The organism is Shewanella olleyana, assembly GCF_023283825.1.
GTDB classification, from domain to species: Bacteria; Pseudomonadota; Gammaproteobacteria; order Enterobacterales; family Shewanellaceae; genus Shewanella; species Shewanella olleyana.
Genome location: NZ_JAKILD010000021.1, coordinates 18397 through 39382, shown reverse-complemented (window position 1 = coordinate 39382; position 20986 = coordinate 18397). Strand labels below are relative to the sequence as shown.

General features: G+C 41.6%; 19 protein-coding genes and 7 tRNA genes. 15 read left to right on the top strand and 11 right to left on the bottom strand.

The features are described 5' to 3' along the window. The first annotated feature begins 9 nt into the window (after nt 1-9). The 11 genes from L2735_RS15080 (at nt 10) to L2735_RS15030 (ending at nt 11965) form a co-directional block, all read left to right on the top strand. Nucleotides 10-246 (top strand): DUF4266 domain-containing protein, encoded by a 237-nt coding sequence (locus L2735_RS15080; RefSeq protein ID WP_248985495.1) that lies wholly within the window; start codon nt 10-12, stop codon nt 244-246. Further along, a complete protein-coding gene (locus L2735_RS15075; protein ID WP_248985494.1) occupies nt 233-1390 on the top strand; it encodes a DUF3570 domain-containing protein in 1158 nt (385 codons plus the stop codon). Before L2735_RS15080 ends, L2735_RS15075 begins: the two co-directional genes overlap by 14 nt. A gap of 47 nt (nt 1391-1437) precedes the next feature. Further along, nucleotides 1438-2079 (top strand): AraC family transcriptional regulator, encoded by a 642-nt coding sequence (locus L2735_RS15070; protein WP_248985493.1) that lies wholly within the window; start codon nt 1438-1440, stop codon nt 2077-2079. Between the two features lie 6 nt (nt 2080-2085). Next, complete coding sequence (locus L2735_RS15065; RefSeq protein WP_248985492.1) at nt 2086-4434, top strand: tetratricopeptide repeat protein; 2349 nt, start codon at nt 2086-2088, stop codon at nt 4432-4434. After that, entirely contained in the window at nt 4434-7844 is a 3411-nt protein-coding gene (locus L2735_RS15060; protein WP_248985491.1) for a tetratricopeptide repeat protein, read from the top strand. Before L2735_RS15065 ends, L2735_RS15060 begins: the two co-directional genes overlap by 1 nt. Continuing rightward, nucleotides 7819-8700 carry a tetratricopeptide repeat protein gene (locus L2735_RS15055; protein WP_248985490.1) on the top strand — a complete coding sequence of 294 codons (882 nt, stop codon included), beginning with the start codon at nt 7819-7821 and terminating at the stop codon, nt 8698-8700. Before L2735_RS15060 ends, L2735_RS15055 begins: the two co-directional genes overlap by 26 nt. 1 nt (nt 8701) lies before the next feature. After that, on the top strand, nt 8702-9115 hold the full coding sequence (locus L2735_RS15050; RefSeq protein WP_248985489.1) for a hypothetical protein: 414 nt from the start codon (nt 8702-8704) through the stop codon (nt 9113-9115). Between the two features lie 133 nt (nt 9116-9248). Next, nucleotides 9249-9902: a MotA/TolQ/ExbB proton channel family protein gene (locus L2735_RS15045; RefSeq protein WP_248985488.1), complete on the top strand. Its 654-nt coding sequence runs from the start codon at nt 9249-9251 to the stop codon at nt 9900-9902. Nucleotides 9903-9907: 5 nt separating this feature from the next. Further along, complete coding sequence (locus L2735_RS15040) at nt 9908-10456, top strand: biopolymer transporter ExbD (protein WP_248985487.1); 549 nt, start codon at nt 9908-9910, stop codon at nt 10454-10456. After that, nucleotides 10453-10983: an ExbD/TolR family protein gene (locus L2735_RS15035; protein ID WP_248985486.1), complete on the top strand. Its 531-nt coding sequence runs from the start codon at nt 10453-10455 to the stop codon at nt 10981-10983. The genes L2735_RS15040 and L2735_RS15035 overlap by 4 nt, the downstream gene beginning before the upstream one ends. A gap of 1 nt (nt 10984) precedes the next feature. Next, nucleotides 10985-11965, top strand: a complete 981-nt coding sequence (locus L2735_RS15030) for an AgmX/PglI C-terminal domain-containing protein (RefSeq protein ID WP_248985485.1) — start codon at nt 10985-10987, stop codon at nt 11963-11965. An 83-nt stretch (nt 11966-12048) separates the two neighbouring features. On the opposite strand, the gene L2735_RS15025 is transcribed toward L2735_RS15030, so the two are convergent. The 11 genes from L2735_RS15025 to L2735_RS14975 form a co-directional block, all read right to left on the bottom strand. Next, nucleotides 12049-12531 carry a GNAT family N-acetyltransferase gene (locus L2735_RS15025; RefSeq protein WP_248985484.1) on the bottom strand — a complete coding sequence of 161 codons (483 nt, stop codon included), beginning with the start codon at nt 12529-12531 and terminating at the stop codon, nt 12049-12051. A gap of 130 nt (nt 12532-12661) precedes the next feature. Continuing rightward, nucleotides 12662-12736, bottom strand: a tRNA-Gln gene (locus L2735_RS15020). 57 nt (nt 12737-12793) lie between these two features. Further along, nucleotides 12794-12878 (bottom strand) — tRNA-Leu (locus L2735_RS15015). Nucleotides 12879-12985: 107 nt separating this feature from the next. After that, nucleotides 12986-13062 (bottom strand) — tRNA-Met (locus L2735_RS15010). 5 nt (nt 13063-13067) lie between these two features. Next, nucleotides 13068-13142 (bottom strand) — tRNA-Gln (locus L2735_RS15005). Between the two features lie 26 nt (nt 13143-13168). Next, nucleotides 13169-13243, bottom strand: a tRNA-Gln gene (locus L2735_RS15000). 48 nt (nt 13244-13291) lie between these two features. Beyond that, nucleotides 13292-13376: transfer RNA gene (locus L2735_RS14995), tRNA-Leu, on the bottom strand. Nucleotides 13377-13499: 123 nt separating this feature from the next. Beyond that, nucleotides 13500-13576: transfer RNA gene (locus tag L2735_RS14990), tRNA-Met, on the bottom strand. Nucleotides 13577-13791: 215 nt separating this feature from the next. Then, complete coding sequence (ychF, locus tag L2735_RS14985; protein WP_248985483.1) at nt 13792-14883, bottom strand: redox-regulated ATPase YchF; 1092 nt, start codon at nt 14881-14883, stop codon at nt 13792-13794. A gap of 103 nt (nt 14884-14986) precedes the next feature. Beyond that, complete coding sequence (gene pth, locus L2735_RS14980; RefSeq protein WP_102528076.1) at nt 14987-15574, bottom strand: aminoacyl-tRNA hydrolase; 588 nt, start codon at nt 15572-15574, stop codon at nt 14987-14989. Between the two features lie 157 nt (nt 15575-15731). After that, complete coding sequence (locus L2735_RS14975) at nt 15732-16955, bottom strand: FAD-dependent monooxygenase (protein WP_248985482.1); 1224 nt, start codon at nt 16953-16955, stop codon at nt 15732-15734. A 196-nt stretch (nt 16956-17151) separates the two neighbouring features. On the opposite strand from L2735_RS14975, the gene L2735_RS14970 reads away from it, so the two are divergent. The 4 genes from L2735_RS14970 (at nt 17152) to ybeY (ending at nt 20965) form a co-directional block, all read left to right on the top strand. Further along, the gene (locus L2735_RS14970; protein ID WP_248985481.1) at nt 17152-17703 is read left to right on the top strand and encodes a hypothetical protein; all 552 of its coding nucleotides are present in this window, start codon (nt 17152-17154) and stop codon (nt 17701-17703) included. 93 nt (nt 17704-17796) lie between these two features. Next, complete coding sequence (gene miaB, locus L2735_RS14965; RefSeq protein WP_248985480.1) at nt 17797-19224, top strand: tRNA (N6-isopentenyl adenosine(37)-C2)-methylthiotransferase MiaB; 1428 nt, start codon at nt 17797-17799, stop codon at nt 19222-19224. 135 nt (nt 19225-19359) lie between these two features. Continuing rightward, nucleotides 19360-20451, top strand: a complete 1092-nt coding sequence (locus tag L2735_RS14960) for a PhoH family protein (RefSeq protein WP_248985479.1) — start codon at nt 19360-19362, stop codon at nt 20449-20451. Next, nucleotides 20441-20965, top strand: coding sequence for an rRNA maturation RNase YbeY (ybeY, locus tag L2735_RS14955; RefSeq protein ID WP_248985478.1), 525 nt, complete (start codon nt 20441-20443; stop codon nt 20963-20965). Before L2735_RS14960 ends, ybeY begins: the two co-directional genes overlap by 11 nt. Nucleotides 20966-20986 lie beyond the last annotated feature (21 nt).

Below are 20986 nucleotides of genomic sequence, written 5' to 3'. Positions count from 1 at the left end.
GTGAACCCAATGACAAAACTAATCATCACAGCAACAGCCTTAGCCTCGTTACTGACATTATCAGGTTGCTCAAGCTTAGATATTGAGCCTTGGGTTAAACCCTATGAACGTCAAAACTTAGCCGATCCCATTATGCGCTTTGGCCGCCACCCTATCGCCAATATGCATGTTGCTCACGTATTAGAAGCACGTGAATCTGCCCGCGGCGCTGAAGGAACAGGAGGCGGTGGTTGTGGTTGTAACTAATATGATGAAGTCGCCTTTGATTAAGCTAATGGCTTTGCTGCTAGTGACTTTACACGCTCCATTGTCTTGGGCTGCGGTATTAGAGCCTGATCGCGCTGATGTGCTCTATCATAGCTACGAAGGCGGCGGGATGAAGATTGATGGGCCATCAGTGTTACTTCGTAAAAAAGCCACTGAGTCATTAGCTTTCACAGGCTATTACTACCTCGATACCATTTCTTCTGCCTCGGTGGATGTCATCAGTACCGCGAGTCCGTACAGTGAGAAACGTCATGAAGGCCAAGTTGGGGTTGAATACCTGAATGATAAAACCTTAATGTCTTTTAATGTACGCCAAAGTGATGAAGATGATTACTTAGCTCAGTCGTTTAGTGTCAATGTTTCTCAAGATACCTTTGGCGATCTAACCAACCTAAGCCTTGGTGTGTCTTATGGCGATAATGAAATTCGCCGTAACGGTGATGACCTGTTTGAAGAGCAAAGCCAGCAATACCGTATTCGCGCTGGTATCAGTCAAATCTTAACCAAAAACTTAACTGCACAACTCAATTTTGAGGCAATTGCAGATGAAGGTTACCTAAATAATCCATACCGTACAGTGCGTTATTTGGATAGCAGTAACCCATCGGGTGTGGGCTATCAATCTGAGATATACCCTGAAACCCGTAATTCATTTTCAAGTAAATTATCAGCCAGTTATTTTCTTCCTTACAGAGCCGCATTGTTTTTTCATTACCGTTACTTCAACGACAGTTGGGAAATCAACGCCAATGATGTTGAGTTAGGTTACCGTCATCCTATTGGTGACTTTTTAGAACTTGAATTTAAAGTGCGCTATTACCAGCAAACCCAAGCCGAGTTTTATAGCGATTTGTTCCCTTATCAAGATGCACAAAATTACTTGGCTAGAGATAAAGAACTCAGTGATTTTAATGATTTAACCCTTGGTCTTGGGCTCACATACCTAATGCCTGAAAGCTTATCCTTTGGCGACACTCGCTCAGAGGCCAGTTTGCAATGGGATTATATTACTTTCGATTACAACAATTTTAGAGATCCAACCGCTGATGGCGGTGTGGGAAATGAACCGTTTTATAACTTTTCAGCTAACGTAATACGCGCCTTTTACAGCGTTTACTTTTAATCATGATGCGCACTGTTAGCCATTTACCCATTTTCAAGGCAGAGAATATGAATCAAGTAGAACACGGATTTACAAATCCGCAATTGATGTTTAAAAGCGTATTTTTCAAACCGTTTATATCGAAGCTTTTGTCAGCGATAACGCTATGCACCATGCTCATTAATCCAAGCTATGCGAATGATGACGTTGATGCCAATCTTGGTGCTAATGTTGATGCTAATGTCAAAAATCTCTCAGCAAATAGCGCTGTCGCCAGTGAGCTAGAAGACATTAAGAGCCAAGTTATCAAGCTTAACCGTGACCTATTTATCCTCGAAGAAGATCTATTGTTTCCAGCCAGTACTCAAGTTGCGGTATTTGTGTCAGTGGATGTCGGGCGATTTTTTACCCTAGACAGTGTTGAGCTTAAAATTAATAGCGACAATGTGGCAGGATTTTTATATACCGAGCGTCAACGCCGCGCATTAGAAAAAGGTGGCATACAAAAGGTTTATATGGGTAATTTGAAAACAGGCCAACACCAGCTCACCGCCATTTTTACCGGTGCAGATGCTGAAGGACGACCAGTTCAAAGAGCCGTTAATCATGAGTTTGAAAAAAGCGATGAAACCGTCATGCTGGAGCTCAAGCTTGAAGATAACGCATCGAGCTATCGCGCTGATGTGAAAGTTGAAGAGTGGGTTTTATAACTGATTATGCCAGTTTACTTAGCAAAAACTCACCGCTCGTTAATGGGATCAATGATTAACTCGTTAACACTAGTTGGTTCGTTAACACTAGCTCGTTCGTTAACACTAGCTCGTTCGTTAACATCAGTGAGCTCATTGCCACTACTTAGCAAAAACCTTAAGTCTGCATTACCGCGCTTTGTAGTAGCAAGCTGTCTTATTGTTTCTTGCTCGGTCAATGCCGCACTAGCTATTAACGAGCAGACTAATACAGCTCAGATTGAAAAGTCCGCTATCGCAGAAGAATCAGCAGTAGCAGCAACGCCAGAGCAGCAGGCAAGTTTTCGAAATAAACTCTATCGCCAAGCCTTATATTATTACTTCGAAGGCGACTATAACGCCGCATTAAGACAAGTTGCCTTTAATCGACAACGCTTTGAAGCCGACACAGCTAAAAGTCATTTATTTGAAGCTGGCTTACAGGTTTCTATTGGTTTACATCATCAGGCAACTGAGACATTAGCCACATTTGAACAAGTGTTAATAGAACAGCAAGCTAAAGACAAACTGGCAGGATTATCGCCACAGTCAACTGATAGCACTAACGACAATAATAATGAAAGCACTAATGACAATCATAATGAAAGTAACAATGCCAAATCTAACACCTCAGCTGCTGAGCTTAAATTAATTGCCCTTTTGCAATTGTCAGAGCAACAAATCGAGCAAGGAAAAGTAACCGCAGCCCAGCGCACATTAGGCAAAATAGATAAGCTACCCGCGTCTTATGCCGAACAATATCTGATTTTAAATCAACTAGCCCATTGGCCTGCCATTAATACGCCTTCCGCTAATATCATAGGTGAAGCATCCAGCAAGTTTGCAGTTAACCTGGATGATGAAACTGAGGCGACTGGTTATTCATCGCTATCAGCTTACGTGATGCTAAACCAAGCATTACAAATGATTGAAGTCGGTGACTTTAAAGAAGCAGAGCTGCTGCTGACGCGTGTTAAAAATATTCGTTTAGCGCACACTGAAACCAGTTTTTGGCAAGACTTATTTACCGAAAAAAGCCTTCAATCGGTTAATCGCGATGAAGACAGCGCAAACGATAAAGTGCTACAACAGCAGGCCATAAAAGATTATGCGCAGCTATTACTTGCGCAAATGTATGTTAAACAAGCGCAATATCAAGCCGCATTTGATCAATTAAAAGACTTCCCGCAGCACAGTCCATATATCGAGTCGGCTCTATTTTTATTTGCTTTTTCAGCCCAACAAGTTAACCAATATAGTACTTCAACCGCCCTGCTTGATTTATTAACTCGTCAATACCCGCATTCACAACTTGGCTGGCAGTCAGCATTACTTTTATCGGCGCAAATCAAACAACAAAATACATTGGCAGAAAGCTTAACCAGCTACCAACAAGCCGAGCAGCTTTATCTTGAGCAATTAGCCGATTTAGCTCGCTTTCAAAAAGACATTAAACAGCTTAAGTTCGCCACTATTTTCGATAAACAAAATCCACTGACAACGCAAAATGATAGCCAAAGCTTATGGCTACAAAAAGCGTTACAAAACCCTGAACTTAAAAACGATGTCGATACCTTAACCGAGCTGACATTACTCAAGCAAAACCTCTTAGAGCAGCAACAAAAAAATGCTTGGATAAAGGAAACCATTGAGCTTAATAAGCAACGCCAAGCACGAATTATTCAGCAGCAAAAACAAACGCCTTATGCTGAACTGATTCAGCAACTAACACTTCAACAGCAGCAACTCAGTATCACCATTAGTGAGGCAGAGCTGCAGCAAAATGCTCGCGTTTTTGCCAATGAGGCTGAACAAGACTGGCTTAACCGAGTTAATCAAAGTCATCAAATAATCGCTGCAGTGAATGGTCAAAGAAATACCGAAGACTATCAACAAAGACTTGCTCGGGTTGAAGCAGTATTAGATTGGAAGCTACAGCAACAATTCCCGCAACGATTATGGCAACATAAAAAACTGTTAAAAGAGGTTGAACAACAACTGATTATTGCCACTAAGCAACAAAAGCGTTTTGCGCTATTAGCTAATACTCAGCAGCAAACTAACCCGTTTGAGCAACGTCAGGTACAAGCTGAGGTAGCACTGACTAAGGTGACCGAAAACATTGCTCAACTCACAACAGCTACTGAGCAAAAAATCCAGCAAAAAATAACCGTATTTGTTACACAACAACAAAGCCAACTGCAGCAATTGTTACTGACATCTCGCCACGAAATGGCTGCAGTTTTAGAGCAAATGTCACAGATGGACTCAGTGCCTATGGCAAGTTCAGCTCCAAAAGCAGCATCTTCTTTAGTCAATACTAAGGAGGGATTGTAATGATTCAGCCTAGATTTAAATTATCAGTATTAATCACTTGCATGCTCACTGCTGGTATCAGTATTAGCGGCTGTAAAAGTACCTCTGATACATCAAATGTGGGTCAATCCCAACGGGCAACATTGACTGATTTAGCCAAGCAACAACCCGCATTAAATTTGGATTCAGCCGCTTTAACTAAAGCGCAGCGTACTCAAGCTTTAGCAAAAATTTATCAGCAGCTGCTAACTTTAGAACCGAATCCTGAAGTGCGAACCAATGTTGAATATCGTCTAGTTCAAATCAAGACCGAAAACCTTGAAGAGCAAATGTTTGGTGGGTTTGACGCTGAGCTTGAGACATCTAATACCAACCCAACAGCAGTGGCACTTATTACTGAGAAAACAAAAAGTACTGAACAAGCAATAAGTACTGAGCAAGCAGCTTTAGCTCAGTTCAAACAAAATGATCAGCAGCTGGCCAAGTTAATTAGTGAATACCAAGGATTATTAGCGCGTTACCCGAATAGAGCAGACAATGAACACTTGCAATATCAGCTTGCAAAAGCATTAGATTTACAAGGTGAACTAGATGAAAGTTTACTTGAAATGGAGTCCTTGTTAGCTCGATACCCTAATACGCAATACCTTGCTGAACTCAATTTTAGGCGTGGCGAAATTTATTACAATCTGCAAGATTACCCTGCTGCGATTAGTGCCTATAAACAGGTTCAGTCGGCTGAAAATAATGAAAAATACTTATTAAACAGCATCTATATGTCTGGCTGGTCACTATTTAAATTAAACCGCTTACCTGAAGCTGATAAAACTTTCTTAGCTGTATTCGATACCATTTTAGCTAATCATATATCAGCAAGTTCTTTGGATGACGCAGACAGTGATATTGGCAGTCAAGCAAACCAACTACACTCAACCAGTTTTAGCTTTGACAGCCTGAGTAGTCGAGAACAAAATCTCGCGATAGATGCTCAACGCGTGTTAAGTATCTCACTTAGCCAACAACAACAAGCTGAATCACTAGTCGAGCTGGTTACATCGCAACAGACGAATACCAGTTACTTGCACATTTATCAGCATGTATTATTTGATAATTTAGCTAAATTTTTGCTTAAGCAAGATTTACAGCATGATGCTGAATTGACTTACCAAGCCTATATCGAATTGGCCAAAGACAATATCTGGTCGGCTCGCTATTCGCTGGCATTACTTGAGCTTTATCAGCGTCAGGGCAAATTTGCCTCGATGCATAAACTTAAAAATAACTATATCACCCAATACGGGCTCAACAGCCGCTTTTGGGCTCAAGCACCTATTGAGCAGCAACAAGAGTTGTTGCCTCATTTACTGAGCTTTAGTGATGAGCATAGCCGTAGAGTTTATGCTAACGCGCAGCAGCAACCAGCTGGCATAAACCGAATCAATGCCTTTAAAGATGCAGCAAACGCCTTAGCTACTTACCTAGAATTAGCCAAGCTTCCTCAGGCAGCGCAGTTACTTACCAAAGATATATTAGCCGATGAATATCTTTATGCTGATGCCAACTTTGAAGCGCAGCAATTCAGACAAGCACTCACCAGCTATAAAGCCATTGCTTATGGTGAGCCAATAGCTGATAAACTGCCAAAACAAGAATCAGAACAACAGTCAGAACAACAACCGAATAAAAAGCCTGAATTGACTGCTGACGTTCAAGAGCAATTGACTCCAGAGAGAGCACGTCTTAAAAAACAATCAGCTTACGCCACAACAGTTACCATTCGCGAGATTTTGCAACCTTTACAAAATCAAGCTGATACCGAAAATCCCCAAAGGCAACTTATTCTCGATGAAAGATTAGCATTAGATAAGCAGTTTATTGACCATTATCCAACAGATAAACTCGCATTAGAGCTAGCAACACATGCGAGTCAATATTCTTTTGAAATGAAGAATTACCAAGACTTAAGCCAATTTACTGAATTTGTATTTGTCGCCCACGGTGTGATAAATAAACCCAAAAAGGTTGAAGTCAGCGAAAAAGACATAACTCTTTCTACTACAAGGTTAGCAACACAAACACCTGCTGAAGCGATATTAGCGACAGATTTAGAACTTGTTCAGCAGCAAGCTCAAATCAGAGCCATTGACCTTAGCGATACCGCAGTAACTAATCCACTGCAGCATGGAAAAATGCTTTCCAGTGCTAACTTAAAGCAAGTACAAGTGGTCAGTCAGTTATATGCCCATGGTTTATATCAACAAAACCAATATGTACTTGCTGAACAATCTTATAATTTGGCGCTTAAGTACTTAAGTGCCGACAGCAATAATACTGTCCAACAACAAAAACAGGCTCGCGCAGAAATGCGTGACTTATTAGCTTCTAGTATCTACTTCCAGGCGCAAGCCAATAAAGTCCAAGCACCTGAGCTTGCCGTCGTGGATTTACTGCGGATAAGTAAAGTGGTACCAGAATCTAAATATGCCATCAGTGGTGAGTTTGAAGCGGCCAACCTGTTGCTATCACAGCAACAATGGCAACAAGCCGTTGCTGTACTAATTCCCTTTCAGCAGCGTTACCCTCAACACCAGTTCAGTAAATCTATCCCAGCGAAACTTGCACAATCATATGAAGCATTAGAACAATGGGATTTAGCCGCTGAGCAACTGTTGATTATTGTTGCTAACCAAGCTTCTGGTGCGTTAAAACGAGAAGCGCAGTACACCGCAGCAGAGTACTACCTTAAAGCAGGCGAAACCGAAAAAGCACGCTTAACCTATCGTACTTATGCAAAAACTTATCCTGAGCCGTTGGATATCGCCCAAGAAGTCCGATTAAAAATGAGCGGTTTTTATCAGCAATCTAACGAGCCAAATAAAGAGTATTACTGGTATCGCCAGATTTTAAGTTTCCATAACAAGCAAAGTGCAAGCAGCAAGCCTGTTTCTGGCCGTGAAATAGAAATAGCCTCGATTGCAGCATCAAGACTTGCCCATGCTCATCAACAAACATTTATCGCGATCAAGTTAACTGCGCCATTAAATAAAACCTTGAAGCGTAAACAAGACGCCATGAAGCAAGCCATTAGTTATTACCAACAAGTGTTGGATTTCCAGCGGGCACAATATGTGCCACAAGCAACGTTTAACTTAGCTGAAATGTATCGCCAACTCGCTGCAGATGTCATGGACTCAGAGCGCCCTAATGACTTAGATGAATTAGCCTTAGAAGAGTACGAAATATTACTTGAAGAACTCGCCTATCCATTTGAGGAAAAGGCGATTGAAATTCATATCAGTAACACTGAGCGGGCTTGGCAAAATATCTATGACCAATGGATTGGCAAAAGCTTCGCAACCCTAACTGAGCTGTCACCTGCGTTATATAACAAACAGGAGGTGACACATGATGTCGTTGAATCAATTCACTAAACCTTTAAGTAAGGTAGTAAACGGGCACGTGAACAATAAAGTGAATAAAACGCTTTTATCAGCTCATGTAAGCATCAAGTTATTAATGGGTTTCAGCCTAATAATCTTGTCTGGGTGTGCAACTGTTGCGAGTGACAGTGCCAGTGATAGCAGCGAAGCCAAGGGGATTGATGCCCTAGATAGCAGTATGGTGGATATGGTCAACACAGATGCTGGCAACACTAACTCAGTGGAAGTTGGTTCTGTAGCAAGCAGCTCAAACAAGCAAACGGCAAGTCATGGCACTTTAAAAGATATATCAGCCAACAATTACAACTTATACGCTGAGCAAGCTCAGCAACGTTTAGCCAATGTACCCAATTCAGTGCTAACCCAGTATCAAGATGCACTAGCGCTGATGAAACAGCAGCAATTTGATCAAGCTGATACCTTATTTGATCAAGTACTCTTGGCGCAGCCAAGCCTATCAGGTGCATTAGTTAACAAAGCCCTTATCGCTATCAATAAAAATGACTTTGAATTGGCTGATAGCCAATTAACTCAAGCTATAGCTATCAATAATAAAAACCCCTACGCCTTTCAACTCAAAGCACAGGTTGCTAGACAGCAAGGCCGATTTGAACAGGCTGAACAAGACTATTTAACCGCGCTTTCCATCTGGCCTAATTACCCTGAAGCCCAAGTAAACCTCGCAATTTTACTCGAGCTATATCGCGGTAAACTATTGGATTCTCGACGTTATTATCAATCCTACTTGTTGTTAAAACCAGATGATGAGCAGGCCAAGCGCTGGTTAGCTGGGGTAGAAATAAAAATCCAACGTGCGGGATTAAGCTTACCTGAAGGAGAGAGCTAAAATGAGCAACTCATCTACTCGACTGTTTATGGATGTATTTGTAGATAGATGTGCAACAGAATGTGCAGCTAGATCTTCAGCTAGGAGTGCAGCGATATTGACTAAAAACAACAAGCGCCTCATTAAGCAAGCGTCATTAATGACACTTATTCTGCTGCCTTTTGCTGGCTTTAACAGTGTCAGCGCAGAAAAAGCTAATACTTCAAACCAGCCCGTTTTAATAGAAAGTAAGGTCACCGGCACGCAAGAGCAGCCTAAAGTGCTCTACATCATGCCTTGGCAAGGCATTACCAATCCGATTGCAATTCAAGATAAAAACATGCAAATCACTTTGCCAGAATTTCGACCGATTAATCCCAAACATTTTCAAAAAGAAGTCAGAGAATTCAGTGCAGCTCAGGGAGTAAAACAATAATAAACACTTGGGAAAAACAAATTAATAGTACTAATAAAAGCAATATTTTAACCCGTAACAGTAACACGTAGATTTACATTCAGGACGAGTCAATAAGAACACATTCGTTCAACTCAATAAAAAGGAAAATATCATGAGTTTTACCGACCATATCATTGCATTTTTACAAAATGGCGGACCTTTCATTTACCCTATCGCGTTGGTTTTAGTGGTCGGTTTGGCCATTACTATCGAGCGTTGGCTCTACCTCAGCTCAGCCCAAAGAACCAATCAAAAAGCGTTTTCATTGATCAAAGAAGCCCTTAAAAATGGTGATGTGGCAACCATTAGTCAGCACGCACAAAATAATAAAGCGCCTGTTTTTGATGTACTGCAATCTGGGATCGTGCGGATCTCACAAGCTAACCGCCGTGAAGACGTGGAATATGCGATGGAAGAAACCATCATGGAGTACATGTTAAGACTTGAAAAACGTACGCCATTTATTGCTACTTTAGCCAATATCGCAACATTACTGGGTCTACTAGGAACCATTATGGGTCTTATCGCAGCCTTCTCAGCGGTAGCCAGTGCAGATCCTGCTGAAAAAGCTAACCTACTTTCATCAAGTATTTCAGTCGCGATGAACACCACAGCATTTGGTCTTATTACCGCCATTCCACTGATTTTATTTCATTCAACACTACAAACCAAAACGGCAGCAGTTGTAGATTCTATTGAAATGGCAGGTATTAAATTACTTAATTCATTGTCATTTGCTAAGCAAGCGGATTCAGACCGAGGCTAATAATTATGAGACGCCGTCGTCGCCCCAATACCGAAGATGCAGAACTCGATATCACTTCATTTATGAATTTGATGATCGTACTCGTGCCTGTGTTATTGCTTAGTTTGGTGTTTTCACAAGTGCGGATATTAAACCTGCAGCTGCCAGTTATGTCAGAGTCTCAACAAGCTGAAGATGAACAAGAATCTAAAATATTAGAACTGGTCATCACTCAGCAAAGCCTTGAGCTTAACTACCCTGCTGGCATATTGCTAAAGCGCTTTGAAGCCACCGAACAGGGTTATGACTTCAAGGCTTTATCTGTTTACTTACAAGACTTGAAACTGACCTTTCAGCAACAATCTATCGAAAAGAATGACATCGTATTGTTACTTGAGCCCGATATTGATTATCAAACCATTGTCACGGCCATGGACACAGTTCGTTCCTATAAAGCCGTTGTTGCAGCAAGTTTAGTGGATGCCGAGTTGTTTCCGATGATTTCCCTAGGTGATGCGCCAGAAGATCTCCTAACAGATGCTCAAGAGAGTATGAATACGGGAGATAAATCATGAAGCAATCATCCAGAACGAAACGACTTGCAAAACACCATAAGCGCTTTAAAGCTGGAGGTAAGCTTAACCTCGTTGCCCTGATGGATATTTTTACCATTTTGGTGTTCTTCTTGATTGTGAACCAATCTGAAGTGCGAGTGCTTCAAAACATTGAAAAGATAAAGCTGCCTGTTTCAATTGCAGAAGAACTGCCAGTTGAAAATCTGGTGATTACGGTTTTAGAAGATACCGTGCTCATTCAAGAACGTGCAATTTGGCAAAACAGTGATGATAAACCTAACTTCAGTGAGCAAGAAAATACTGCGTTTATCGAAGCTATAACCACAGAGCTTAACTATCAAGCAAGTAAACGAGTTGAGTTAACCGAATCAGAGTTAGAAAAAGGTCGTGCTGTAACCATTATTGGTGATAGTTCAACGCCTTACATGGCGCTGAAACAAATCATGGCTGCATGTGCTGAAACGGGTTACCGCAACATGTCTCTGGCCGTTGAACGTCAAGCCAGTAAATCTGTTGAGGAGGGCTAATATGACAACAGCAAGTTTAGCCCAACCGATGAGTGGAACCAGTAATAGCTTTAATGATATTGGTGATTTGTTTAAGCCTAGCAAGCAAGATAGGTTGTTTAAGCAAATCTTAGTTATTTTACTGGTGGTTTATGCCGTTTTCGGCATAGGTGTGCCCTTTCTTGAGCAAGTTGAATTGCCAAGGGAAGTTAAAGAGCAACTGCCACCGCAATTAGCTAAAATCATGCTCAAAGAAAAGCAATTACCGCCGCCAGAAAAACCTAAGGAAGAGCCTGAACCTGAAATCAAGCCAGAACCTGAAAAGCTTGAAGAGCCGCCAGTCGATAAACCTGTTGAAAAGCCAATAGTGCAACCGACAATGACCCGAGAGGCTGCAAAAGAGAAAGCGCAAACCTCTGGTCTTGCAGCAATGAAAGATGAGCTTTTCTCAATGCGTGAAGCGTTTGACATTAAACCTGCCTCTCAAAGCACACTTGAGCAAACTGAGGCTCAGGAAGTTAAAGTTAAACGTAAAATGCTGGCTGCATCGGCTAACACTCAAAGCGAAAGCTTAACCACTTCAACCGTAAGTCAAACCGTTGCTTCTGATGCGTTAAGCACTAAGAACACGCAACAAATCAGACTCGCAGAAGAGGAAGTGTTGGCAACTCAAGGGGCTATCGCTGAAGAAGCTCAGTTAGCATCAGCGGGAAATCAACGCTCAGAAGCGGCATTAAGACGAACGCTTGAGGCTAATAAAGCCAGGTTATACGCTTTGTATAATCGTGCTTTACGTAAAGATCCTTTCCTTAAAGGTAAAGTGATGTTTGAGATTGAAATACAACCCAACGGCAGTATTAGTCGTGTTGATATTCAATCAAGCCAGTTAAACAATGCCAAGCTAGAGCGCCAATTAAAAGTTGTACTGCGCTCAATCGTCTTCCCTGCTGAAGATGTGGCAACAATGACAACCATTTGGGCAATCGACTTTTTACCGAGTTGATCGTCTGGTTAAATTTTCACCCAATAAAAAATACGGCCAACTGGCCGTATTTTTTTGATTATTAGAAAACAAAGTAAAACCAGTTAAAGAATTTGCGTCATCACCTTGGCGCCTTCGCCATAACATTCGTTCGCCAATTGATTTCTATCGACTATAAAGCCCATTTTTTGCCAAAAAGGCACAGAGCCTTGAATCGCCACCAATTGTATTTGCTGATAGTGATGCTGCTTAGCGATAGAAATTAACCGCTGCACCATTTGCTTTCCTACCCCAGAGCCATTAAACGAAGCTGATACGGCCAAATCATGTAAAAACAACCTACTGCAGTTATTTTGTTCACAAAGCGGCTGATAAAGCTTAGGAGGTGTTTCTTCACCCCAAACATGGGCTAACAAATAAGCACCGACTTTATTGTCTTCATCTTGGTATACAAAACAACAATGGGGAGAGTGCAGCCACTTGTCTCTTAAAACTTCAAGGGACTCTGGCTCAATATCCACATAAGCACGGGATTGCAGCTCAAATATCTCAGGCCACAAAGTTTCTGTAATAGGGTTAATCGGCATGTGTTATTCACTCAAGCTTGAAACGACTAGGTTAGCTTACATTCTTCTACAAACAATAGAATCAATAAATTTCAGACAACAAAAAGCCCGTCATAAGACGGGCTTTTTGCTCTAGCTGTTAAGCTAAATATGGCTGGGATACCAGGATTCGAACCTGGGGATGCCGAGATCAAAACCCGGTGCCTTACCACTTGGCGATATCCCAAAATTTGGATATGTATCACTTAAACTAGGAAGGTTTACATATTGAAGAAAAATTTGATGGTACGGGAAGAGAGACTTGAACTCTCACACCTTACGGCACCAGAACCTAAATCTGGCGTGTCTACCAATTCCACCACTCCCGCATCAAATTTTTACCAGAATAAACTCATTTACATCATGAGTAAACTCTGTTTCTTGCTCTTTTCTAACTAAGTAGTAAAAGGTTTCCCTCTATTCTACCTTCAAAATATGGTAGCAATGGCGGGACTTGAACCTGCGACCCCAGCATTATGAGTGCTGTGCTCTAACCAGCTGAGCTACATTGCCGAAGATGGCTGGGATACCAGGATTCGAACCTGGGGATGCCGAGATCAAAACCCGGTGCCTTACCACTTGGCGATATCCCAATAATCTTTTACTACTTACTTTAAAATGGCTGGGATACCAGGATTCGAACCTGGGGATGCCGAGATCAAAACCCGGTGCCTTACCACTTGGCGATATCCCAATCTAAAGCTTTTTGAAAAACCCGCTTAAAGCCAGCCTTTCTTAATAATGGTACGGGAAGAGAGACTTGAACTCTCACACCTTACGGCACCAGAACCTAAATCTGGCGTGTCTACCAATTCCACCACTCCCGCACTGACTCTGTTTAACATCCAGAACACGATGCTCATTTAACCTTGAGAAGGTAGCCAGTCATATTTCTAAAATCTTACGATTTTAACTAACTAGCAAATCTCATTTTTTACATCTTGAGAAGATGGTAGCAATGGCGGGACTTGAACCTGCGACCCCAGCATTATGAGTGCTGTGCTCTAACCAGCTGAGCTACATTGCCACTTCATTCTTACTTGCCCTCGTCGTGAGGACGGGGCGTATTATGCTTATTCAGGGTATCGAGGTCAACTGCTTTTTTTAGCTATTTTCATCAATTGTTGTTGTTCGGCTATAAGTTCACCAAACTGAGCGTCAAATCGACAAAATATCCTAATAAAGTTAACCTCAATACTCTTTATCGGTGATCTTCAGACTATTATAGTTTGAAAATACCGATTAAACGTTAAATAGGAAATGCATTACATCGCCATCTTTAACGATATAACCTTTACCTTCAACGCGTAATTTACCCGCATCTTTAGCGCCAGCTTCACCTTTAAACTCAATAAAGTCATCATAGCTCATTACTTGAGCACGAATAAAGCCACGTTCAAAGTCAGTATGGATCACACCAGCAGCTTGTGGTGCACTCGCGCCTACTGAAACAGTCCAAGCGCGAACTTCTTTTACGCCTGCAGTAAAGTAAGTTTGTAAATCTAATAAATCGTAACCAGCACGGATCACGCGATCAAGACCAGACTCTTCAAGGCCAAGATCAGCCATAAACTCTATACGGTCTTCAGCGTCCATTTCAGCAAGTTCTGATTCAATTGCGGCGCAAACAGCGACAACAACGGCATTTTCAGTCTCAGCAATGGCTTTAACAGCATCTAAATGCGGGTTATCTTCAAAGCCATCTTCAGCAACGTTAGCAATGTACATCGTTGGTTTCAGTGTTAAGAAGTTAAGGTATGCAACTGCTGCAATCTCTTCTTTGCTTAACTCTAATGAACGCAGCATTTGGCCTTCATCTAGAGTTGGGCGCATTTTTTCAAGAACTTCAACTTCAAACTTCGCTTCTTGGTCGCCGCCTTTAGCACGTTTCTGTTGACGGAAAATAGCACGCTCTAGGCTATCTAAGTCAGCTAACGCTAGTTCAGTGTTAATTACTTCTATGTCGCCAGCAGGATCTACCTTGTTAGCAACGTGAACAATGTTTGGATCTTCAAAACAACGTACAACATGACCAATCGCATCAGTTTCACGAATGTTAGCAAGGAATTTATTACCTAGACCTTCACCTTTAGATGCACCTGCAACCAAACCTGCAATATCAACAAATTCCATTGTTGTAGGTAGAATGCGCTCAGGGTTAACAATTGCTGCTAACTTGTCTAGACGTGAATCCGGCACTGGAACAACACCAGTGTTAGGCTCAATGGTACAAAACGGGAAGTTAGCTGCTTCAATTCCTGCTTCTGTTAATGCATTAAATAGTGTTGACTTACCTACGTTTGGCAAACCAACAATGCCGCATTTAAAACCCATATTTGTTACCTTTATATATGTTGAACTGCATCAAAACTGAAGCAGTGAATATCAATAGTTATTTTGAAACGAATAATTTTACTACTTATATAGGGAGTAAAATTTAAACCGCTTTAAAAGTATGTAATCTGTTCATCGCTTTCGCCATGTCTTGCTTAAATAAAATCTCAGTTGAACGCACAGCTTCATCAATCACTGCGTCCATCTTTTCTTGTTCGCTAGCTGGCGCTTTGCCTAACACATAACCGCTGACACGGTTTTTGTCGCCAGGATGACCAATACCTATCCGTAGACGGTGAAAGCCTTTGTCATTGGCCATTTTCGCAATAATGTCTTTTAAGCCGTTATGACCACCATGACCGCCGCCGAGTTTGAATTTAGCAACACCAGGTTCCATATCGAGCTCATCATGAGCGACTAATATCTCTTCTGGGGTAATTCGAAAGAAATTGGCTAACGCCCCCACAGACTTACCACTTAAGTTCATAAAAGTGGTTGGGATCAATAATCGTACGTCTTTACCGTCAATGGTGACTCTGGCAGTTAAACCAAAATACTTACTGTCGGGCACTAAAGTGGCGCCGCATAATCGGGCTAACTCTTGAACATACCATGCACCCGCATTATGGCGAGTTTGGGCGTATTCAGCACCTGGATTGGCAAGACCTACAATCAGTTTAATTTGACTCATTAGCACTCATTTTTAGCGAATAATATGACCGCGCTGACTCCAAATCATTCAAATATAAAACATCAAATATGATCTGAAGGCGCTAAAGCGCGGCATTTTAACACTCAAAACTGAACTCAACAAATACCCTGCATCATTTATAGTCAGAATATCTGTTTCACGCTAAGCCTAAGGCGTATTTGAGGACTTTCTTTTTGATGGGATTATCGTGATTTGCCAGTTTTAACATGCCATTACGTAATAACTTCATCGGTAATAAATCATTACTGAACCCAGCATAGAATGCATCCATGGCAGACATCATTAATAAGTTATCGCTATAACGTTTACATTGGTATTGCTTTAAGGTGCTTTGTGTCCACCATGGGCGGTCGTTACCAACGGCATCTGCAATGGTTGCGATGAGGACATCCACATCTTTAAAACCAATATTAACCCCTTGGCCAGCAAGTGGATTAATCGTGTGGGCTGCATCACCTAATATCACCACATTATCTTGGCAATAGGATTGCGCGTGACGACGGGTTAATGGGAAGCTGCCACGGTCTATTACAGTAAAGTCACTGTCTAAACGGTTTGGAAAATGTTGTCGAATTTGCTCAGCTAATTGTTGATGATTCAATTGCATTAATTGTTTAATACGGCTGCGACTGTCATACCAAACGAGTGAAGCATTGTTGCCAGGAAGGGGCAATAAAGAGCGCGGACCTGCTGGCGTAAATTGCTGCCAAGTGACATCTTGTTGCTCTGTGGCAGTAGCAACATTAATTAGCATGGCCGATTGCGCGTAATCCCATCCCGTAATTCCAATGCCAGCCCATTGCCTCACTTGTGAGTTAGCCCCATCTGCGCCAACTAATAAAGTGGCGCTCAATGCTACGCCAGATTGCAAAGTCACTTTTATTTGTTGTTGGCCATTTGAGCTTATACGCTCAAAAGCACTGACGCTATCAGGACAATAAATAGTGATATTGTCCATGGTGTAGATTTGCTGCCATAAACAAAGTTGAATTAGTCGATTTTCAAAAAAATAACCTAAATGCGGTTCATCAATTTGATCTGCATGAAACTGGGTAATGCAATCTTCCATTTCCCAGGTTTCTAAGCCTTTATAGGCTACATGGCGTAACGTAAGTAACTCGTCCATCACGCCTAGGCGCTCAAGTAACTGCTCAGAGGCGACACTAATTGCAGAAACACGAAGGTCTAATGCTTGCTCGGGCTCGTAAGCTATAGGTTGTTGCGCTTCTATCATAGCGACATTAAGCCCTAGTTGACCTAAACCAACTGCCACTGCAGCGCCAACCATACCTCCCCCTACAATCACGACATCATGGTGGATTGTTTTATCTTGGTCAGCTTGATTTACTTCATCTTGCATTATTGAACCCTTCTCATCGCACTTTGTACTTATTATTAGCAATTAGCTCTAGCGGTCAAAATATGTACAAATGTGTCTATAATAGCCTAATCGTGTCGATATGTTACTAGGTCATCTTTGAGCAACACCTGCTTACAATGGTGACATATTAACCAGTAAACCTCTTCTTATACTCAAACTGTCTAATGGAAACACCTTGCAGCAAATCCGTCATGCCAAGGTAAGAGAGGATACTATGTCTAGTCATTGCACGGTCGTACATTCTACAAAAATTAGCACCACAAATTCGACAGTCTCTTTAGCTTCCAAAGCTAAAAGAATGACTCAAGTTGTTGTTACTGGTTTTCTGGCCTTTACTGCATTATTTTCAGTTGCTTCACAAGCGCAAATGAAACCAATGGAAACTATCACAGTGATTTACCGTTCTGCGTTTGATTATGCCTTATATCAACAAACCACGGAAATACTCACACGCTTTAATCGAGAGCTACCCCAAAAAATAATTGCTCAAGCACGCCAAGATAACGTGGCAATGGCCAAAGATTTTGGATTTTCAATCCAAGAAGCGAATCATTTAGTGTCATTTGATTACCATGCAGATGAACTTCAACAAAACCTGATGACTCAAGCACGTCAAAATAATCAACTAATGGCCAAGCAATTAGGCTTTTTTGCTAATCAATCAAACGAGTTAGCCAACTCAAATAAATACCCTGAAAAAATAGGGGTATTAAGCTTTTCAGAATAAAGCTCACTAGATGTGCACAAAGGCTAGCCAGCGAGCCTTTGTGCAGTTAAAATATGCGGCTATTTTTCTGTGGTATATAGAACGGCGTATCTGATGAGTAAAAAACTACACATAAAAACCTGGGGCTGTCAGATGAATGAGTATGATTCATCTAAAATGGCTGACTTGCTAGACGACTATCAAGGTTACACCTTGACTGAGAATGCTGAAGAAGCAGACGTACTGCTGCTTAACACATGCTCGATTCGTGAAAAAGCACAGGAAAAAGTGTTTCATCAGCTTGGACGCTGGAAAACCTTAAAAGATAAAAATCCTAATTTAGTCATCGGTGTTGGTGGCTGTGTTGCTTCACAAGAAGGTAAAGCGATTAAAGAGCGCGCCCAATGTGTCGACATCATCTTTGGTCCACAAACCTTGCACCGTTTGCCAGAAATGATCACCCAAATTAATAACGGCGACAAAGCAGTTATTGATGTGAGCTTCCCTGAAATTGAAAAGTTTGACCGTTTACCAGAGCCAAAAGCTGATGGTCCATCGGCATTCGTGTCAATTATGGAAGGTTGCAGTAAATACTGCTCATTCTGTGTTGTACCTTATACTCGTGGTGAAGAAGTTAGCCGTCCAGTAGATGATGTGATTTTAGAAATCGCTCAACTCGCTGAGCAAGGCGTACGTGAAGTTAACCTTTTAGGTCAAAACGTCAACGCATTCCGCGGTCCAACACACGATGATGAAATCTGCACATTTGCTGAACTCATTCGCTTAGTTGCTTCAATTGATGGTATTGACCGCATCCGTTTCACTACCAGTCACCCTATTGAGTTTTCACAAGACATCATTGATGTTTATGAAGACACGCCAGAGTTAGTGAGCTTCTTGCACTTACCGGTTCAGTCGGGTTCTGATCGCATCCTAACCAATATGAAACGTGGCCATATGGCGATTGAGTACAAATCAATTATTCGTCGTTTACGTAAAGCTCGTCCTGATATTCATATCAGCTCTGACTTTATTATTGGCTTCCCAGGCGAAAGCAAAGCTGACTTTGAAGACACCATGAAGTTAATTGAAGATGTAAGCTTCGATCACAGCTTTAGCTTTATTTACAGTGCTCGCCCAGGTACACCTGCAGCGGACTTGCCTGATGATGTTTCAATGGAAGAAAAGAAGCAGCGTTTGGCGATTTTACAAGACCGTATTACCCAACAAGCGATGCGTTATAGCCGTCAAATGTTAGGGACTGTGCAGCGTATTTTAGTCGAAGGTCCTTCTGTAAAGAATCCAATGGAGCTTCGTGGTCGTACTGAAAATAACCGCGTGGTGAATTTCGAAGGTAACCCTAAGAGCATCGGCGGATTTGTTGACGTTGAAATCGTCGATGTATATACCAACTCACTTCGTGGCGTATTTGTTCGCGCTGAAGATGAAATGGATTTACGCCGCAGCTTACGTCCGTCAGATATTTTAGCTAAACATAAAACTGATGATGATCTAGGTGTAACTCAGTTTACTCCTAACTAAAGATTAAAATCAGTGATAAATTTTAGTTAATAAAGGCGGCTATAAGCCGCCTTTATTGTGCTTTTGCCTTAATACCGTGGTATTTTAAGAGCAACACACGTTGTTAATTAACATATCGTTTTTGGAGCTATATTTTTGTCCACTAAAGTTACAACCATGAATTTGTATCTCGAGCCTGCTGAGACTCGAAGAATAGCCTCATTATGTGGTCCTTATGATGACAACATTAAGCAACTTGAACGCCGTTTAGGTGTTGAGATTGTTCACAAGAACAACCACTTCAAAATTGTTGGTTTGCCTCGTAATACATTTAACGTCAACAATTTACTCAAGCAACTCTACATTGAGACTCAGACCATTAAAGGCAGTACGCCTGATCTTGAGCCTGAACGAGTGCATTTAGCCATTCAAGAAGTCATTAATCTTGAAGCTGAATCTTCTGCTGAAGACGACACCCTGCACATTAAAACCAAGCGCGGTATTATTAAGCCACGTAATCCAAACCAAGCAAATTATGTGGCTAATATTGCCAAACATGACATCACCTTCGGTATTGGACCTGCTGGTACGGGTAAAACCTTCTTAGCCGTAGCAGCTGCTGTGGATGCTTTGGAGCGCCAAGAAGTAAGACGTATTTTATTAACTCGCCCTGCGGTTGAAGCGGGTGAAAAGCTCGGTTTCTTACCGGGTGATTTAAGCCAAAAAGTCGACCCGTATTTACGTCCACTTTATGATGCATTGTTTGAAATGCTCGGCTTTGAGAAAGTTGAAAAACTACTAGAGCGCAACATCATTGAAATCGCCCCGCTGGCATACATGCGTGGCCGAACGTTAAATGATGCCTTTGTTATTTTAGATGAAAGCCAAAACACCACGGTCGAACAAATGAAAATGTTCCTGACTCGTATAGGTTTTAACTCTAGAGCTGTCATAACTGGTGACATCACTCAAATCGATTTGCCTCGCAGTCAAAAGTCGGGATTGCGTCAAGCGATTGAAGTGCTCAGCGAGGTTAATGACATCAGCTTTAACTTCTTTATGTCTCAAGATGTTGTACGTCATCCGATTGTCGCGCGCATTGTTGAAGCTTATGAAGCCTTTGATTCCAAAGAAAGCGCCATAAAAGCAGAAAAAGAGCGTCAATATAAGCAGCGTCAAAACGCATTTAATGAACAAATGAGCAATGACGACGTCACAGCTGTGGGAGTCATTAATAATGACAATTAACGCCAATGTGGACGCTAAGCTAAATTCAAAGTTAAATTCAAAGTTAAATTCAAAGCTCGATTTAGACTTAGATTTACAAATTGCTGTAGATGACCCACAACAACTCCCAACGGAGCAAGAGTTTGAGTTATGGGTTAAAACAGCACTAGGTAACACTATGGATACCGCTGAACTGACCATTCGTATTGTTGAAAATAGCGAAAGTCAGCAGCTTAACCATACTTACCGCGGAAAAGATAAACCGACCAATGTTTTATCATTTCCATTCGAGGCGCCACCAGGAATCGAATTACCACTTTTAGGTGATTTAATCATTGCTGCTGAAGTCGTAGAACTCGAAGCAAAACAACAGAATAAGCCCCTTGTTGCACATTGGGCCCACATGGTTATACACGGCTGCTTGCATTTGCTAGGTTATGACCATATTATCGACAACGAAGCTGACGAAATGGAGTCATTAGAGACTCAACTCATTGAAGGCTTAGGTTTTTCAAATCCGTATAAGGAAGCATAAATAAGTCAAAGGATTGCATGA

Bases quoted from the DNA above. Each gene is read 5' to 3' on its own strand.
- L2735_RS15080 (WP_248985495.1), top strand. From the start codon at position 10: ATGACAAAACTAATCATCACAGCAACAGCCTTAGCCTCGTTACTGACA.
- L2735_RS15070 (WP_248985493.1), top strand. From the start codon at position 1,438: ATGAATCAAGTAGAACACGGATTTACAAATCCGCAATTGATGTTTAAA.
- L2735_RS15065 (WP_248985492.1), top strand. From the start codon at position 2,086: ATGCCAGTTTACTTAGCAAAAACTCACCGCTCGTTAATGGGATCAATG.
- L2735_RS15060 (WP_248985491.1), top strand. From the start codon at position 4,434: ATGATTCAGCCTAGATTTAAATTATCAGTATTAATCACTTGCATGCTC.
- L2735_RS15055 (WP_248985490.1), top strand. From the start codon at position 7,819: ATGATGTCGTTGAATCAATTCACTAAACCTTTAAGTAAGGTAGTAAAC.
- L2735_RS15050 (WP_248985489.1), top strand. From the start codon at position 8,702: ATGAGCAACTCATCTACTCGACTGTTTATGGATGTATTTGTAGATAGA.
- L2735_RS15045 (WP_248985488.1), top strand. From the start codon at position 9,249: ATGAGTTTTACCGACCATATCATTGCATTTTTACAAAATGGCGGACCT.
- L2735_RS15040 (WP_248985487.1), top strand. From the start codon at position 9,908: ATGAGACGCCGTCGTCGCCCCAATACCGAAGATGCAGAACTCGATATC.
- L2735_RS15035 (WP_248985486.1), top strand. From the start codon at position 10,453: ATGAAGCAATCATCCAGAACGAAACGACTTGCAAAACACCATAAGCGC.
- L2735_RS15030 (WP_248985485.1), top strand. From the start codon at position 10,985: ATGACAACAGCAAGTTTAGCCCAACCGATGAGTGGAACCAGTAATAGC.
- L2735_RS15025 (WP_248985484.1), bottom strand. From the start codon at position 12,531: ATGCCGATTAACCCTATTACAGAAACTTTGTGGCCTGAGATATTTGAG.
- ychF (WP_248985483.1), bottom strand. From the start codon at position 14,883: ATGGGTTTTAAATGCGGCATTGTTGGTTTGCCAAACGTAGGTAAGTCA.
- pth (WP_102528076.1), bottom strand. From the start codon at position 15,574: ATGAGTCAAATTAAACTGATTGTAGGTCTTGCCAATCCAGGTGCTGAA.
- L2735_RS14975 (WP_248985482.1), bottom strand. From the start codon at position 16,955: ATGCAAGATGAAGTAAATCAAGCTGACCAAGATAAAACAATCCACCAT.
- miaB (WP_248985480.1), top strand. From the start codon at position 17,797: ATGAGTAAAAAACTACACATAAAAACCTGGGGCTGTCAGATGAATGAG.
- ybeY (WP_248985478.1), top strand. From the start codon at position 20,441: ATGACAATTAACGCCAATGTGGACGCTAAGCTAAATTCAAAGTTAAAT.